A 16,689-nucleotide genomic window follows, 5' to 3' on the forward strand; every position below is an offset into this window, starting at 1 on the left:
ATTTGCCTTCAGTTAGTAATATAAAGCTATAATTATAAACTAAAATTTTAAATTTATCAAAACCTCCAAGGAAAAAATGCAAACTTTTTTAGTGGATGAAAATTCAAGGCTTGATGTGTTTTTGGCTAAAAAATTAAACCAAAGTCGCAATCAAGTTGCTTTACTTATAGAAAAAGATTGCGTACAGGTTAATTATAAAATTCAAGATAAAAATTCATTTAAGCTTAAAAATGGTGATATCATTTCTATTGCAAGTTTAAAGCTTTACGATGAGATAAAACCTCAGTTTGAAGTGGATTTTGATATTGATGTGTTATACGAAGATGAAGATTTGCTTGTTTTAAATAAACCTTCAAATTTAGTCGTTCATGGAGCAAGTAGTGTTAAAAATGCCACTTTGGTGGATTGGTTAATAGAAAAAAAATATACTTTATCAAATTTAGGAGGAGAGATAAGAGCTGGTCTTGTTCATAGATTAGATAAAGATACAAGTGGGGCTATACTAATAGCGAAAAATAATTTCACCCACCAAAGATTAAGCGAACAGCTTGCAGATAAAAGCATGGGAAGAATTTATCTTGCGTTAATTGATTTGCCACTAAAAGAAGATAAAATTATAGTAGAAAAATTTTTAATGCGTTCGCCTTCTAATGCTATTAAAAAAATAGCCATAGATAAGGAAAATAAATTCAGTAAAAATGCAAAATCAGCTTTCATAAATGTAGTAAAAACTGAAAATTTAACTCTGATGGCTGCTAAGCTTTTTACAGGAAGAACTCATCAAATTAGAGCGCATTTGGCTAGTTTAAATCGCCATATTTTGGGCGATAGTTTGTATGGTTATAAGGGTAAGTATGATTGTAGGATAATGTTGCATGCTTATTTTTTGTATTTTATCCATCCAAAAACTAAAGAGCAAATTTTTGTTAAAGCACCTTTGATGGAAGATTTTAAAAACATTATGTTTGAACAAATTAATTTAGGAGAGAATGATGAAAAGATTTCGCTTGAGTTTTTACTTGAGTTTTTTAACTCTTTTGCTTAGCGCTTGTAGTGTTTCGCAAATGAATTCGCTAGCTTCAAGTAAAGAGCCTGCCGTAAATGAAAGCTTACCAAAGGTTGAAAGTTTAAAAAGTCTTAGTGATATGAGTAATATTGCTTTTGAATGGGAGCCTTTATATAATGAAAATATCAAAGGATTTTATTTGTATCGTTCTAGTGATGAAAATCCTGATTTTAAACTTGTAGGCACTATTAAAGATAAGTTTCAAACTCATTATGTAGATACTAAATTAGAGCCTGGTACTAAGTATCGTTATATGATGAAAAGCTTTAATGAGCAAGGACAAATTTCAGAAGATGGTAAGGTTATAGAAGTGAGCACAGCTCCAAGACTTGAAGCTGTTCCTTTTATTCAAGCTGTGACCAATTTGCCTAATCGTATTAAACTTATTTGGCGTCCGCATCCTGATTTTAGGGTTGATTCTTATATTATTGAAAGAACTAAAGGTGATGATAAAGAATTTAAAAAAATTGCAGAAGTAAAAAATCGCTTAAACGCTGAATACATCGATAGTGATTTAAAACCTAATGAAAATTCAAGTTATAGAATTATTGCTGTGAGTTTTAATGGGATAAAGAGTGAGCCAAGTCAAGTTGTAAGTTCTACAAGCAAGGCTTTACCCCCTCAAGTTGAGCATTTAAGTGCTAGCACAGATGGTTCTAATAAAATCATTTTAACTTGGGATGCTCCTACATATGAAGATTTTTCTTATTATAAAGTTTATTCTACGAGCTCAAGCTTCCTTCCTTTTAGTGTTTTGGCAAAGACTGATAAAAATTCTTATGAGGATATAGTAGAAGGAGCAGGTAAAAGCAAGTATTATAAAGTAACAATAGTGGATAAAGATGGTCTTGAAAGTCCTATGCCAAAAGATGGTGTAGAGGGTAGAACTTTAGATAATCCTTTGGCTCCTAGTATTATTTTGGCTCAAAGCACAAGCGAAGGGATAAATTTAGAATGGAGTGATAATGATACTAGAGCTGTTGAATATGAAGTAAGACGCTATGGTGGAGAGCAAAATGCAGTTTTTAAAGGCATTAAAGAAAAGCGATTAAAAGATGTAAAAGCTTTACCAGGGGTGGAATATAGTTATGAAGTTATTGCTATTGATTCGGCTGGGCTTCGTTCAGAACCTTCAAGCAAAGTTAAGGCGGCTCAGTAGTGCCAAATTTTAAAAGCAAAAAGATCAAAGAAATAAATCTGCCTTATAGTAAGGATGAAGTTGAATTTCTTTGGCTTGCTAAGAATGATAATGTTAGTCTTATTTATACAAAGGTTCAAGAAGAGAGTTTTTTTCTGCAGATTAAAAAAGCACAAAATGGTTTTGTGATTAAAGGCGATAAACATACAAAACCTTCTAAAATAGGTTATCTACAAAAGGCTTTAAAAATCTTTAAAGAAGGTTTTTGTGAGGATATTATCAATGAAGCTTTTGGACTTAAAAACAATGCTTTAATTGAAAAAACACCATTTATTGTTGATAGCTTTGATGAACTTTTATCTAGACTTCAAGGTAAAATTTATATAGAAATAGGCTTTGGATCAGGAAGACATTTGCTTTATCAAGCAAAAGAAAATCCGAATGTTTTAATTTTAGGGGTGGAAATTTACAATCCAGCTTTAACTCAAGTAGCTAAACTTGCTAAGGCACAAAATGTAAATAATATTTTGCTAATCCAAAGTGATGCGAGATTGTTATTGAGTGTATTAAAATCAAAATCAGTTGAAAAGATTTTTTTACATTTTCCTGTTCCTTGGGACAAAAAGCCTCATAGGCGAGTTATTGGGAAAGATTTTTGCAAAGAATGTGCTAGGGTTTTAGTTCAAAATGGTCGTTTTGAGCTTAGAACAGATAGTTTTGAGTATTTTAATTTTACTTTAGAACAATTTTTGACTTTTCCTGCTCCAAAATTTAGTCTTAGAAAAAATGAAAATTTAGAAATTTCAAGCAAATATGAAGATAGATGGAAAAAGCAAGAAAAAAATATATATGATCTTTGGGTGTGGAATTTTAACCAAGAGTGTAAAAACTATGAGTTAAATGAATTTAATCTCTCATCGGTTGAATTTTCTAGAGAGGATTTGAAAAAAATAGAGCAGAACTTTAAAAATATTACTATAAAAAAAGATGATTTTTTCTTGTATTTTGAAAGCATCTACAAACAAGATGAGAATTTGCTTTTAAAGGTTGCTTTTGGAGCTTTTAATAAGCCTGAACATTGTTATTTACATCTTGATAAAACGATCGATTTTGCTTTTAAAAAACCATTTAAAATTCAAGAAAATATCAAAGCGATAAATGAATTAAAAGAAATTTTAAAAGTTCAGTTTAAAATATAATTTTTCTTGAAAATTAAGCAAAAATAAAGCATAATTTAAAAATTTAAAAAGGGAAATTAAGGAAAAAGGATGCCTAATTTAATCCAAGCAAATAAACTTACTTTAGGTTATGATGAACTAGTTATTAAAGAAGCGAGTTTTGCTTTTAAGGATGATGATTTTGTTTTTATTACGGGTAAAAGTGGGAGTGGCAAGAGTACGCTTTTAAAGTCTTTTTATGGGGATTTAGAGCCTATTTCTGGTAAGCTTGAAGTATGTGGATCTTTGATGAATAAAATTGGAAATTTAGAACTTTTAAAATTGCGTCAAAGAATAGGGATTATTTTTCAAGATTATAAACTTGTACAAGAATATAGTGTTGAAAAAAATGTTATGTTGCCTTTAATGATTAAAGGTTATAGTAAAAAAGTATGCCATGATCAAGCTGCTAAGCTTTTAAAGCATGTAAATTTAACTTTTAAAGCAGATAAATTGCCTAATCAACTTAGTGGTGGTGAGCAACAACGCGTCGCTATGGCTAGGGCTTTAGCTCATAATCCAAAGCTTTTGCTTTGCGATGAGCCAACGGGAAATTTGGACGAGTATTCTTCTGATATTATATGGACTCTTTTAAAGTCTGCTAGAGAACTTTTAGGAACTTGTGTTATAGTGGTAACACATAGAATTCCTAGCAATTTAAGAGTGGATTATCGTCGTTTTAATATAGAAAATGGAAAAATGAATGAAATTTTTTAAAACACATTTATCTTTAATTTTATCTTTATTGTTTATGATGTTTGCTTTTGAGTTTATTTTGATTACAAATGCAACTTTAAAACATTATGAAGAACTTGTTAATAAAGATTATAATATTATAGTTGTCAGTAAAACTGAACTTGATCAGAATGTGGTAAAAACAAAAGTACCATTTTTTGCTGGACTTGAATCTTTAGATCCTAAGGATTTAATCGATCGTTTGAAAAATGATGTTTCTGAAAAGAATTTGAAAGTTTTAAAAGATTCTCTGCCAAAATTTTATACTTTAAAATTAAATTCTTTGCCTGATCAAAATGAACTAAATTCAATTAAAAATCAACTTTTAAATATTGTAGGTGTTAGCAAGGTTGAAACTTTTTCCAAAACCCATGATAAGATATATTCCTTACTTATTTTGATGAAATTTGTTTTTTGGTTATTTTTGTTTATCATTATTTTACTTGCCTTTGTTTTGTTTTTAAAACAGATGAGAATTTGGCTTTATGAACATACCGATCGTATTGAAATTATGTGTTTATTTGGAGCTCCGTTTTGGTTTAGATCTTTTATGCTTTATAAGGTGGTTGTGGTTGATTGTTTTATTGCTTTTATTATTTTGCTTGCCTTTTTTACCCAAATTTTTGATCTTTCTATTATCCAAGAAAGCTTAAAGGCTGTAGATATTATTTTTCCACCTATTAATTTTATTTTACATTTGACTTTAATTTTTTTAGCTACTTTGTTTATTTGTTTGTTGTGTGTAAATACGGTTATGTTTAAGGTTAAAAGATGAGAAAAAACATTCTTATTCTTTTTTGTTTTTTTTTATTTGTTGATATAAGTTTAGCAAATGCTATAAATGAAAAAACAAAAAGTTTAGAAGAAAATAAACGTATACAAGAACAGCTAAACAAAAAACTTGAAGATTTGGCTAGTGATATTTTAAATGGTGAAAAAAGTTTGAAAGACTTAAGCTTACAAATTGAAGGCTTAAATTCACAAACTTCTAAGCTTGAAGCAAGCGCTAAGGCTCAAAATCAAGAGTTAAACACCCTTACAAGCCAAAATGAAGGTTTGCTTAAAAGTAAATCAAATATGGAAAGTAAGCTTATATCTTTAATGGCTAAAGATTTTGCTTATGATTTACCTATCCCTCAAGGCTATATTGAAAGTGAAGAAAGTTTTATGGCTTTTGAAATTTTAGGAAGTTTAAACAAAGTTTTAAATGAAGAAATTTTTAAAATTTCTAAAGATTATGAGGGAGTAAGCAGGCTTATTGATGATAAACAAGCTCAGATTAAGAAAATCAATGATAGTCTTAAGGATTACAACGCTCAATTAGCTAAACTTCAAAGTTTAAAACAAAAACAAATTAGCGAAATTAATAAACAAAAAACAGATCGAACCATATATGCAAAAAAACTCGATGATTTGCAAGCTCAGCAAGAAGAGCTTAGAAAAACATTAAATCAATTAAAAATTATTAATGATAAAGAAAATGTAAATTCAAGCAAAAATGACACTAAAATAGTAAAAAATAATCAAAAAATAAGACAATTAGGTTCAAGCTATCAAGGAGGTTCAGTCAAGCGTTACACAGGAAAAAAAACCATAGCTCCATTAGATTCTTTTACTGTGAAGCAAAAATTTGGAAATTATGTTGATCCTGTTTATAATCTTAAAATTTTTAACGAGAATGTAGTTTTAAGAAGTAATAAAAGTGATGCAGTTGTTAAAAATGTGCTAGATGGAAAAATAGTTTTTGCCAAAGATACTAGCATGCTAGCTCGAGTTGTTATTGTTGAACATGATAATGGCATACATACAATATATGCACATTTAGATAAGATTGCTCCCAATATTAAAGTTGGTAAGAATATTAAAAAAGGTGCCGTAGTGGGTAGAATAAAAAATGATCTTACTTTTGAAGTAACTCAAAAAAATTTTCATATCAATCCTTTGGAGCTCATTAGCTTAAATTAGCTAAATTTAATGGAATTTAAAATATAATTTCAAGTTAAATAAGGAGAAATAATGCAAGAGAGAAAAAGAGTTTTAGTAAAATTTTCAGGAGAGGCTTTAGCAGGTGAAAATGGCTTTGGCATAGAAAATTCTATTTTAAAATTCATAGCTTCAGAGATTAAAGAACTTATAAAAAATCAAATAGAAGTAGGCATAGTTATAGGTGGTGGCAATATTATTCGCGGAGTAAGTGCTGCTAAGGGCGGATTGATTAAAAGGACAAGCGGCGATCATATGGGAATGCTTGCTACGGTTATCAATGCTATTGCCATTCAAGAAGCCTTGGAAAGCTCTGGGCTTGAAGTGAGGGTTCAAAGTGCTATTCAAATGGAAGCATTTTGCGAAACTTATATCATGAGAAGAGCACAAAGACACTTAGAAAAGGGTCGTGTTGTGGTTTTTGCTGCAGGCACTGGAAATCCTTATTTTACTACAGATACAACAGCTATTTTAAGAGCTGTAGAAATTGATGCAGATATGGTAATAAAAGCTACAAAAGTTAATGGAGTTTATGATAAAGATCCAAAAAAATTTGATGATGCAGTATTTTTAAATACTTTAAGTTATGATGAGGCTATGCAAGATAATATTAAAGTGATGGATGATACAGCGATAGCTTTAGCTAAAGACAACAAACTTCCTATAGTGGTTTGTAATATGTTTGAAGAGGGTAATTTGCTTAAAATTATACAAGGCGATACTAGCCTTTGTTCAATCGTTAAAAATAATTAAGGAGAAAATTATGGATAAAAGAATAGAAGAAGTAGCGGCAAAAGCTTTGGAAAAAATGGGCAATGATAGATATCGCCTTTCTTTAGTGGTGGCAAAAAGAGCAGAGCAATTAGCAAATGGTGCGACTCCTTTAGTGGATTTTGATAAAAATAAAAATAAACTTGCAGATATAGCTTTATATGAAATTGCAGAAAATAAAATCACTTTAGAGGGTTTAGTTGAAACCAATCGATGAAGAATTATTGCTTGAACAATTAATCGATAATGTAAAAAATTGTAAAGATTTAGAAGTTGCTAAGGCTTTACTTTTCGAAATTTGTGGCCATGATGCCATTCTTGAAAAAGCAGTAGATTATTGTATATTTTGCCATGAAGGGCAGTTTAGAAAAAGTGGAGAGCCTTATGCGGTACATCCTATTTTAGTAGCAACACTGGTTGGATTTTTAAGTGAAAATAAAAGCAATATTTTAGCTGCTTTATTGCATGATGTGATCGAAGATACAAACTGCACCGAAGAAGAACTTAGAGAGCAGTTTGGTTCTGAGGTTTTAAAACTTGTTTTAGGGCTTACTAAAATTATAGAAATTAGAGAAGATAATCTCATTTCATCAAAATCTAAAAAAAGTTTAACTAAATCAGCCTTGACTTTCAGAAATATGCTTTTAGCAAGCATTGAAGATGTTGGGGTTTTGATTGTGAAGTTATGCGATAGACTGCATAATATGCTTACTCTTGATATTCTAAGAGAAGATAAGCAAAAAAGAATCAGCGAAGAAACTTTGGTTGTATATGCCCCAATAGCTCATAGACTTGGTATTTCAAGCATAAAAAATTATTTGGAAGATCTTAGTTTTAAATATCTTATGCCAGATGAGTATAAGCTTATTGACAATTATATCAATTCCAATAATCAAGAAATGCAATTAGGTTTAAATGAATTTATTTCCAAAATCGAACTTTTATTTTTGAGTAATGGCTTTAGACAAGGTAGTTTTGAAATTCAAAAACGCATTAAGCATAGTTATTCTATTTATCTTAAAATGCAAAGAAAAGGCATTGGTATTGAAGAAGTTCTTGATTTACTTGGGGTAAGAATTTTGGTTGAAAAAATAAGTGATTGTTACTTAGCTTTGGGAATTTTACATACACATTTTAATCCCTTGGTTTCGCGTTTTAAGGATTATATAGCCTTGCCTAAACAAAATGGTTATCAAACCATACATACCACACTTTTTGATGCTAAAAGTATTATAGAAGCACAAATTCGAACTTTTGATATGCATAAAATTGCGGAATTTGGTATAGCAGCGCATTGGAAATATAAAGAAGATGGCAGCGTGGTTGCACCTCGTCTTGATTGGCTTACAGATATTTCAATGCAAAGTATAAACAATCTTGAAAATGCAGAAGATTATAATGCTATTGAACTTTATGAATATGCTAAAGATAGTCTTTATGTTGAAGATGTTGCAGTTTATTCTCCTAAGGGAGAAATTTTCACTTTGCCTCGTGGTGCAACGGTTCTTGATTTTGCTTATGAAGTGCATACCAAAGTAGGGCTTCATGCAAAAAGTGCTTATGTAAATCGTATTAAAGTGCCTTTGTTAACCGAGCTTAAAAATGGCGATATTGTGCGAGTGGTTACTAGCAATGATAAATTTTATCGCTGTTCTTGGATAGATAGTGTTAAAACAGGAAAAGCAAAAGCAAGTATAAGGGAATTTTGTAAGCAAAAAATCAGAGAGATTAATCTAGCAAGTTCTATTAATATGTTAAGTTTTATTTTTGGAGTTGATAAAAACAGAATTGAAGCTTGGATAGAAAAAGAAAATTTAGTCAGACGTATTAGACAAGTAGCAACAGATAGTGCTTATTTGAAAGATATAGTTAATGGTCTTAAAAAATACGCCAAGAAGTCATATTGGTTTGATAAATATGAGATTAAAGAGCAAAAAATAGGAAATTTTACTCTATATTGTAACCATAAAATTGCTAATGTGGATTTTGATTTTTGTTGCCATCCAAAAAGAGGTGATGCTGTTTTAGCTTTTGTTAAAGGTGGTAACGCTATTGTCCATCATAAGCTTTGCGATAGAGCTGATAAAATGATAGATAATAATCAAGATATGGTATTTATAAAATGGGATTCTAACATCCCTAAATCTTATAAATTGATTTTTTCTTTGGAAAATAAAAAAGGTGTTTTAGCGGAATTTTTGGCATTTTTAGCTAAAATGCAGATAAATCTATTAACAATTAATTTATCAAGTGATTTAAATTCGGCGGTAGATTATTTTGAGATTACAATGGAAATTCCTGATAATATCAACCCAGATAGTGTCAAGGATAGGTTAAAATCTCGTTGTAAGATTTTAGATTTTACATCTTTAAATGATGCTTATAAAGAAGGTTAAAAAGGTTTATTATGGATATAAAAAAAATATTAGCAGAAGTTAAGCGTGGCTGTGCAGAGCTTATTGATGAAGAAAGAATAGAAAAATTAATTAAAAATTATTATGAAAAGGGTGAAAATTTCTTTATAAAGGCAGGATTTGATCCTACAGCACCTGATTTACATTTAGGTCATAGCGTGGTTTTAACAAAAATGGCTTTTTTGCAAAAACATGGGGCTATTGTGCAGTTTTTGATTGGAGATTTTACGGGACAAATTGGTGATCCAAGTGGAAAAAGCGCAACGCGTAAAAAGCTGGATAAAGAGCAAGTTTTAATCAACGCTAAAACGTATGAAACACAGGTTTTTAAGGTTCTGGATAAAGAAAAAACACAGATTAAGTTTAATTCTACTTGGCTTAATGAACTTGGAGCCGCGGGTATAGTAGAGCTTACTTCAACTTTTAGTGTAGCTAGAATGCTTGAGCGTGACGATTTTACCAAGAGATTTAAAGAGCAAAGTCCTATTTCGATTTGCGAGTTTTTATATCCTTTACTTCAAGGATATGATAGCGTGGCTTTAAAAAGTGATATTGAAATGGGCGGAACGGATCAAAAATTTAATCTTTTAATGGGAAGACAGCTTCAAAGAGTTTATAATATAGGAAAAGAACAAGCTGTGATTATGATGCCTTTACTCGAAGGTTTAGATGGTGTAAACAAAATGAGTAAGAGTTTAAATAATTACATTGGTGTTACAGAAAAAGCTAATGATATGTATGCTAAAATTTTAAGTATTAGCGATGAATTGATGTTTAGATATTATGAACTTTTAAGTCAAAAAAGCCTAGAAGAAATCGCGCAAATAAAAAAAGATATAGAACAAGGCAATTTACATCCTAAAAAAGCTAAAGAAAATTTAGCTTTAGAGATTACGGAGCGTTTTCACTCCAAAGAAGAGGCTAATAATGCTAAGTCTGAATTTGATAGAATTCATTCTCAAAATGCTTTACCAAGTGATATGGCTGAGTTTGAAATACAAGGAAAAATTTGGCTTGCTAAGGCTTTGGTTGAATGTGGTTTGGAAAGTTCTACTTCTGCGGCAAGAAGAAGCATTATCGCTAATGCAGTAAGTGTAAATTCTCAAAAAGTTAGCGACGAGCAAATGCATTTAGAACAAGGAGAATACATCTTACAAATAGGTAAAAGAAAATTTGCAAAATTAAAGGTAAAAGAATGAATTTACGACCCTTACAAATAGGAAAACATACTATAAAATATCCCATTTTTCAAGGGGGAATGGGACTAGGCATAAGCTGGGATAGATTAGCTTCTGCAGTTTCTTTAAATGGTGGACTTGGGATCATTTCTTCTGTGGGAACAGGATATTATAAAGAAAGAAAGTATGCGAGTAAAGAATTAAACGCTAAGCCTTATGGAAGTGAAAATTTTTACTCACGCAAGGGTTTGCAAGCTTTAATTAATAATGCAAGAAAAGTTTGTGGCGATGCGCCTTTGGGGTGTAATATCTTATGTGCAAGTAATGATTATGCAAGAATAGCACGCGATGCTTGTGAGGTTGGTTTTAATGTGATTGTTTCAGGCGCTGGACTTCCTACAAATTTACCTGAATTTACTGTAGATTTTCCTGATGTGGCTTTAGTGCCTATTATTTCATCTGCAAAGGCTTTAAAAATTATTTGCAAAAGATGGCAAAGCCGTTACAACCGCCTACCTGATGCAGTGGTTTTAGAAGGGCCAAAAAGTGGAGGTCATCAAGGTTTTACTTATGAGCAGTGCTTAGATCCAAATTATCAGCTAGAAAAATTAATCGCTCCTGTGGTAGAAGAGGCTAAAAATTGGGGATCTTTTCCTGTGATTGCCGCAGGTGGAATTTGGGATAAAAAAGATATAGAAAACGCTATTTCTTTAGGAGCTAGTGGTGTTCAAATGGGAACTCGTTTCATAGGAACTTTTGAATGTGATGCAAGTGAAGAGTTTAAAAGCGTTTTACTAGCTTCTAAAGAAGAAGATATAGAGCTTATTAAATCTCCTGTGGGCTATCCTGCTCGTGGAGTTAGAACCAATCTTTTAAATTTGGTAGATAAAAGAATGGGTCCAAAGATCAATTGTATAAGCAATTGTGTAGCGCCTTGTGGACGCGGAAAAGAGGCGACTAAAGTAGGGTATTGTATAGCAGATAGGCTTTTTGATGCGTGGTCAGGTAAAAAAGAAACAGGACTTTTCTTTACAGGTGCAAATGGATATCGTTTAGATAAACTTATCAGCGTTAAAGAACTTATGGAAAAATTGGTTAATGGTGAATAATGGCTAAAATTTTTGTATTTTTAGTATTTGTTTTCACAACTCTTTTTGGAGCTTATGAAAATGAACTTGCAAATTTCGATAAAAATTTTATCGGTTCTAAAAGTGAAGTACAAGTAAAATTTCACCATCAGCTAAAAAGCCTTTATATACAAAGTGTTATTAATGAAGATGAAAAAACTAAAATTGAAATTTTAAAAAGATTGATCATCAGTTCAAATACTTTAAATTTAGATGACAAGTCATATGCTAATGAGTTAAAAGAAAGTGGTATAAGTGAAGCAAGCATCAATGCTTTAAGAAAAGCTGTTATTAAAGATATTAAGGTTCAAAATATTTCTCAAGACACTGAAAAATCAACTTTTGAACCTATAAAAACAGTTCAAAAAAATGAAAAAAAATCATCTAACGAACAAATAAAAAATACAGAAAAAACAAATTCTAAAACTTCGCAAGCACCAAAGAGTAGTATCGTTTCTAAAGCAAAAAGTGATGATAAAATTTATGTTTTAAAGTCAAGTAAAACAAGTCAAGGTGTAGAGCTTGAATTAAATGCAAATTTAGATAAGAATCAATTAAAAAGTTTTGCTTTAGATGAAAAAGGAAACTATCGTTTTATTAGTGATTTTGATGGGGTTTTAGAAGGAGGTAAAAAAGAGTTTAAATTTGATGACTATCGTTTAGTGATTTCACAATTTAATCCCAAAACCATACGCATAGTGGTTTATGCTAAAGAAAAAATTCCTATTGATATATCTTTTAAAGAAGAAAAAATAATTTTTTCAAAAGAAATTACTAGCCAAAAAAAGACTGAGCAAGTTAGTAAAATTTCAGAGAAAAAGCAAGATCAAAAAACAGAAATTAAAACCAAAGTTTTAGAAATAAAAAAACAAGATAAAAAAACCAATAACGAAAAAGAAGATCAAGGACCTTTATATGTTTTAGATGTGGATAAAATTTCTAACGCTGTGGTGTTAAATTTGAGCGATGATTTGGATGAAAAAGAAATAGCAATATTTGAAACCAAAGATCAAAAATTCCGATATGTTGTAAGTTTTAAAGGTGTGTTAGAAGGTAATAGAAAAAGCTTTACCTTTGGACAAAATACAATTGTCGTTACGCAATATAATCCAAAAATTGTTCGTGTGGTTTTGAGTGCTCCTAAAGAATTTAAACTTTTAAAAAAATTGGATAATAAAAATCTCACTTTAGGTTTTCATGCGCAAACTTCAAGTCAAAGTGTAGATAAAAAAGCAACTCAAAGCTTTAATAAAACCTTAAGTACGAGATACAAATCAGGAAAACTTATAGTTATCGATGCGGGGCATGGTGGAAAAGATAGCGGTGCTCTAAGTGATAAAAAAGGAAGTTTAAAAGAAAAAGATATAGTTTTAAGCGCGGCTTTAAAACTTGGAAATGAACTTAAAAAACGCGGTTATAAAGTGCTTTACACTAGAAGTTCGGATAAATTTATCAATCTTCGCGATAGAACTAAATATGCTAATGATAAAAGTGCGGATTTGTTTATTTCTATACATGCTAATGCAGCACCCAATGCTGCCAAGGCTAAAAGTAGCGAAGGCGTGGAAACTTTCTTTTTAAGTCCTGCAAGAAGCGAAAGAAGTAAAAAAGCAGCAGAAAAAGAAAATCAAGGGGATTTTGAAGAGATTAATTATTTCTCAAAACAAAGTATTTTAAATTTCTTAAATCGTGAAAAAATCGTTGCTTCAAATAAACTAGCCATTGATGTACAAAAAAATATACTCACTCAAACACGCAAAAAGTATAAAATTGTAGACGGCGGCGTAAGAGAAGCACCTTTTTGGGTTTTAGTGGGTGCGCAAATGCCTGCAATTTTGATTGAAATTGGCTATATCACACATCCAAATGAAGGTAAAAGAATCGCCAATAAAGCTTTTCAAGATTTATTGGTTAAGGGTATTGCTGATGGAGTTGAGAGTTATTTTTATAACAACCGATGAAAAAAGCTAAGCTAATTTTTAAGGATAATACTCCTTTTTCTTTGGATTTTGATGATTTTTATTTTAATTCCAAAGATGGCTTAAATGAAAGCAAATTTGTTTACACCCATTCTTTTGAATGGAAAAATCAAGAAAATTTCATTATCGCAGAGAGTGGTTTTGGTATAGGTTTAAATTTTTTTCTTACTTTGAAACGCTTTTTAGAAACCACTCCTTCTAAGCGTCCCAAAAAACTTTTTTATATCAGTATAGAAGCTTTTTATATCGAAAAAGAACAATTAAAAGAAATTTATCAAAAACTAGGATTTTATGAAGAGTTTAAAGAGTTTTTAGAGCAATTTTTAAAATTTTATCCTAAAGCTAAAGAAGGAATTTATCGTTTTTATTTTGAAGATTGTTTTTTAGATCTTGTTTTTGAAGATATTGCTATTTTAAAAGAATTAGATTTTAAAGCTGATGTTTGGTATTTAGATGGATTTTCTCCAAATAAAAACTCGCAAATGTTTGATGAAAAATTAATTTTTGAAGTGGCAAGACTTTCTAAAAAAAATGCACAAATTTGCACCTTTTCTTCGGCAAGTTTTTTACAAAAAAATTTAAAAAAATATGGCTTTAGAGTAGAAAAAACAAAAGGTTTTAGAAAAAGAGAAATGATTAAAGCTTATTTGGAAAATGAGCTTGAGTTTAAAGATAAAGAAGCGTATTTTTCAAGAACATTTTCATCTTTAAAAAATAAAAAAGTAGCTATTATTGGCGCGGGTATATCAAGTGCTGTTTTAGCTTATGAGCTTAGTTTAAGGGGTTTTGAAATAGATGTTTTTGAAAAACATTTAGAATTAGGCAAGGGTGCAAGCGGAAATGAAAGTGGAATTTTAAGCTCTTTAATCTTAAAGCCTAAGGTAAATTTAGGGGAGTTTTCAGAGCTTTCTTTTATAGAGGCAAGTCGTTTTTATAGACAAATTTTAGATTTAGAATTTAAGGGTGTAGTCGAGTTTGCACATAATGATTTGATGCAAGAAAGATTTGACACACAAAGAGAAAATGTTTTGCTTAAAATTTCAAAAAATCAAGCTTTTTTAGAAGATGGTGGAGTGATTTTTCCAAAAAATTTGGTTAAAAATCTTTTTGAAAAAAGTAAAGCTTGTATATATTTTAATCATGAATTTCAAGCTTATAAATTTGAAAATGAGTGTTTTGCTTTAAAATTTAAAAATAATATTGTTAAAAGTGATTATGCGGTTTTGATTTATGCTATGGGTGCAGATACAAAAGATTTTGTTTTTTATGATGAGATGAAATTAAGTAAAGTAAGAGGTCAAGTTACACACCTAAAACCTTTTTTAGACTCTCCATTTCCTTTATCTTCTAAGGCTTATATTTGTCCTATAAAAGGTGATTTGCAAGTGATTGGAGCAAGTTATGATAGACTTGATACAAGTTTAGAATCAAAAGAAGAAGATGATAAACAAAATATAGAAAATATAGCCGAATTTATAGATAAAAATACAAAATTAGAAATTATAGGTTCTAAGGTAGGTTTTAGATCTTATTCGAGTGATCGCTTTATGATAGTCGGAAATGCTTATGATGAAGTGTTTTATAAAGAAGAATATAAAGCTTTATTATGGACAAAAAACAAGGAGCAAAAACCAGCTAAAATGTCTTGTAATTTGTATTTTAATTTTGCTCATGGATCAAGGGGTTTTAGCACAAGTGTTTTAGCGGCAAGGTATTTGTGTGCATTGATAAATAATGAACCCTTGTGTTTAGAAAAAAAATATATCCACGCTATTCACCCTGCGAGATTTTTGATTCGCAAACTCAAAAAAGGCTTATGATTAAACTTTAATTAAGATTGATACTAATATTTGCTTATGAGAGTAAGTTTTTAATTTTATTTTAACTTCCTTTATTTTATTATTATAGAGAATAAATTTCATGTTATAAAGGAAATATAATGATTGATTATCATCAAATAGAGTCGCGTTTATCGGCTCTTGAAAAGCTTCCTTCTTTAAAAGACAATGATAGCATTGCAAAAGCATTAGAAAAGTCAGGTTTTTCTAGAAGGGATTTTATGAAATGGGCAGGTGCTATGACGGCATTTTTGGCTTTACCAGCGAGTTTTACTCCTATGGTAGCAAAAGCTGCTGAGCTTGCTGATAGACTTCCTGTTGTGTGGCTTCATATGGCTGAGTGTACAGGCTGTAGTGAGAGTTTGTTAAGAAGTGATACTCCAACGATTGATAGTTTGATTTTTGATTATATTTCTTTAGAATATCACGAAACAGTGATGGCTGCAGCAGGTTGGCAAGCTGAAGAAAATTTAGAAAGTGCCATTCAAAAACATAAAAATAAATACATTTTAATGGTTGAAGGTGGCATCCCTATGGGTGATACAGAGCATTTTTTAACCATAGGTGCACATGGAAAAACAGGCTATGAACTTTCAAAAATGGCAAGTGAAAATGCTTTGGCTATTTTTGCTATAGGAACCTGTTCTAGCTTTGGAGGAATCCAAGCAGCAAGACCAAATCCTAGTAATGCGCAGCCTTTAAGCAAAGTAACAAGCAAAACTGTGATCAATGTTCCAGGCTGTCCTCCAAGTGAAAAAAATATAGTGGGTAATGTGCTTCATTATTTATTATTTGGCGAGTTACCAGCACTTGATGTATATAATAGGCCAAAATGGGCTTATGGCTTAAGAATTCATGATCTTTGTGAAAGACGCGGACATTTTGATGCGGGTGAATTTGTGCATGCCTTTGGAGATGAAGGAGCAAAACAAGGTTTTTGTCTTTATAAAGTAGGTTGTAAAGGGCCTTATACTTTCAATAACTGTTCAAGAGAAAGATTTAACCAGCACACTTCTTGGCCTATTCAAGCAGGGCATGGTTGTATAGGTTGTTCTGAGCCTGATTTTTGGGATACTATGGGACCTTTTGAAGAACCTATGGCTAGTCGTAAATTTGATACTGTTTTTGGTTTGGGCGCGGATAGTGTTTCAGATAAAATCGGCATAGGCGTGCTTACGCTCACAGGTGTTGCTATAGCAGCGCACGCAGTTATATCTTCCATGCAAAAAGATAAGGAATAAAA

14 protein-coding genes are annotated in these 16,689 nt (G+C 30.8%); all 14 read left to right on the forward strand.

Features of this window, described 5'->3' with window-relative positions; translation table 11 throughout:
- Window positions 1–76: 76 nt before the first annotated feature.
- The 14 genes from AJN60_RS08715 to AJN60_RS08780 all read left to right on the forward strand — a co-directional run bounded on the left by AJN60_RS08715 (window position 77) and on the right by AJN60_RS08780 (window position 16,687).
- A complete protein-coding gene (locus AJN60_RS08715; protein WP_070286281.1) occupies window positions 77–1,045 on the forward strand; it encodes an RluA family pseudouridine synthase in 969 nt (322 codons plus the stop codon).
- On the forward strand, window positions 990–2,225 hold the full coding sequence (locus AJN60_RS08720; protein ID WP_074470159.1) for a fibronectin type III domain-containing protein: 1,236 nt from the start codon (window positions 990–992) through the stop codon (window positions 2,223–2,225). The genes AJN60_RS08715 and AJN60_RS08720 overlap by 56 nt, the downstream gene beginning before the upstream one ends.
- On the forward strand, window positions 2,225–3,403 hold the full coding sequence (gene trmB, locus AJN60_RS08725) for a tRNA (guanosine(46)-N7)-methyltransferase TrmB (RefSeq protein WP_070286282.1): 1,179 nt from the start codon (window positions 2,225–2,227) through the stop codon (window positions 3,401–3,403). The genes AJN60_RS08720 and trmB overlap by 1 nt, the downstream gene beginning before the upstream one ends.
- 69 nt (window positions 3,404–3,472) lie before the next feature.
- Window positions 3,473–4,138, forward strand: a complete 666-nt coding sequence (locus tag AJN60_RS08730) for a cell division ATP-binding protein FtsE (protein ID WP_002856386.1) — start codon at window positions 3,473–3,475, stop codon at window positions 4,136–4,138.
- A complete protein-coding gene (locus AJN60_RS08735) occupies window positions 4,125–4,931 on the forward strand; it encodes an FtsX-like permease family protein (RefSeq protein WP_044779023.1) in 807 nt (268 codons plus the stop codon). The genes AJN60_RS08730 and AJN60_RS08735 overlap by 14 nt, the downstream gene beginning before the upstream one ends.
- Entirely contained in the window at window positions 4,928–6,121 is a 1,194-nt protein-coding gene (locus AJN60_RS08740) for a murein hydrolase activator EnvC family protein (RefSeq protein WP_070286283.1), read from the forward strand. The genes AJN60_RS08735 and AJN60_RS08740 overlap by 4 nt, the downstream gene beginning before the upstream one ends.
- 51 nt (window positions 6,122–6,172) lie before the next feature.
- Window positions 6,173–6,892, forward strand: a complete 720-nt coding sequence (gene pyrH / locus AJN60_RS08745; RefSeq protein ID WP_002861967.1) for a UMP kinase — start codon at window positions 6,173–6,175, stop codon at window positions 6,890–6,892.
- A 10-nt stretch (window positions 6,893–6,902) separates the two neighbouring features.
- Window positions 6,903–7,127, forward strand: a complete 225-nt coding sequence (locus AJN60_RS08750) for a DNA-directed RNA polymerase subunit omega (protein WP_002853464.1) — start codon at window positions 6,903–6,905, stop codon at window positions 7,125–7,127.
- Window positions 7,111–9,306 carry a RelA/SpoT family protein gene (locus AJN60_RS08755; protein WP_070286284.1) on the forward strand — a complete coding sequence of 732 codons (2,196 nt, stop codon included), beginning with the start codon at window positions 7,111–7,113 and terminating at the stop codon, window positions 9,304–9,306. Before AJN60_RS08750 ends, AJN60_RS08755 begins: the two co-directional genes overlap by 17 nt.
- 11 nt (window positions 9,307–9,317) lie before the next feature.
- The gene (tyrS, locus tag AJN60_RS08760; RefSeq protein ID WP_070240361.1) at window positions 9,318–10,523 is read left to right on the forward strand and encodes a tyrosine--tRNA ligase; all 1,206 of its coding nucleotides are present in this window, start codon (window positions 9,318–9,320) and stop codon (window positions 10,521–10,523) included.
- Window positions 10,520–11,611 carry a nitronate monooxygenase gene (locus tag AJN60_RS08765; RefSeq protein ID WP_070286285.1) on the forward strand — a complete coding sequence of 364 codons (1,092 nt, stop codon included), beginning with the start codon at window positions 10,520–10,522 and terminating at the stop codon, window positions 11,609–11,611. Before tyrS ends, AJN60_RS08765 begins: the two co-directional genes overlap by 4 nt.
- Complete coding sequence (locus tag AJN60_RS08770) at window positions 11,611–13,590, forward strand: N-acetylmuramoyl-L-alanine amidase family protein (RefSeq protein ID WP_070286286.1); 1,980 nt, start codon at window positions 11,611–11,613, stop codon at window positions 13,588–13,590. Before AJN60_RS08765 ends, AJN60_RS08770 begins: the two co-directional genes overlap by 1 nt.
- A complete protein-coding gene (gene mnmC, locus AJN60_RS08775; RefSeq protein WP_070286287.1) occupies window positions 13,587–15,428 on the forward strand; it encodes a bifunctional tRNA (5-methylaminomethyl-2-thiouridine)(34)-methyltransferase MnmD/FAD-dependent 5-carboxymethylaminomethyl-2-thiouridine(34) oxidoreductase MnmC in 1,842 nt (613 codons plus the stop codon). The genes AJN60_RS08770 and mnmC overlap by 4 nt, the downstream gene beginning before the upstream one ends.
- A gap of 119 nt (window positions 15,429–15,547) precedes the next feature.
- Window positions 15,548–16,687: a hydrogenase small subunit gene (locus AJN60_RS08780; protein ID WP_002861961.1), complete on the forward strand. Its 1,140-nt coding sequence runs from the start codon at window positions 15,548–15,550 to the stop codon at window positions 16,685–16,687.
- Window positions 16,688–16,689 lie beyond the last annotated feature (2 nt).

Origin of the sequence: Campylobacter sp. BCW_4323 (assembly GCF_001763115.1) — a bacterium.
In the GTDB taxonomy this organism is placed as follows: domain Bacteria; phylum Campylobacterota; class Campylobacteria; order Campylobacterales; family Campylobacteraceae; genus Campylobacter_D; species Campylobacter_D jejuni.

Bases quoted from the DNA above. Each gene is read 5' to 3' on its own strand.
- AJN60_RS08715 (WP_070286281.1), top strand. From the start codon at position 77: ATGCAAACTTTTTTAGTGGATGAAAATTCAAGGCTTGATGTGTTTTTG.
- AJN60_RS08720 (WP_074470159.1), top strand. From the start codon at position 990: ATGATGAAAAGATTTCGCTTGAGTTTTTACTTGAGTTTTTTAACTCTT.
- AJN60_RS08730 (WP_002856386.1), top strand. From the start codon at position 3,473: ATGCCTAATTTAATCCAAGCAAATAAACTTACTTTAGGTTATGATGAA.
- AJN60_RS08735 (WP_044779023.1), top strand. From the start codon at position 4,125: ATGAAATTTTTTAAAACACATTTATCTTTAATTTTATCTTTATTGTTT.
- AJN60_RS08740 (WP_070286283.1), top strand. From the start codon at position 4,928: ATGAGAAAAAACATTCTTATTCTTTTTTGTTTTTTTTTATTTGTTGAT.
- pyrH (WP_002861967.1), top strand. From the start codon at position 6,173: ATGCAAGAGAGAAAAAGAGTTTTAGTAAAATTTTCAGGAGAGGCTTTA.
- AJN60_RS08750 (WP_002853464.1), top strand. From the start codon at position 6,903: ATGGATAAAAGAATAGAAGAAGTAGCGGCAAAAGCTTTGGAAAAAATG.
- tyrS (WP_070240361.1), top strand. From the start codon at position 9,318: ATGGATATAAAAAAAATATTAGCAGAAGTTAAGCGTGGCTGTGCAGAG.
- AJN60_RS08765 (WP_070286285.1), top strand. From the start codon at position 10,520: ATGAATTTACGACCCTTACAAATAGGAAAACATACTATAAAATATCCC.
- AJN60_RS08770 (WP_070286286.1), top strand. From the start codon at position 11,611: ATGGCTAAAATTTTTGTATTTTTAGTATTTGTTTTCACAACTCTTTTT.
- mnmC (WP_070286287.1), top strand. From the start codon at position 13,587: ATGAAAAAAGCTAAGCTAATTTTTAAGGATAATACTCCTTTTTCTTTG.
- AJN60_RS08780 (WP_002861961.1), top strand. From the start codon at position 15,548: ATGATTGATTATCATCAAATAGAGTCGCGTTTATCGGCTCTTGAAAAG.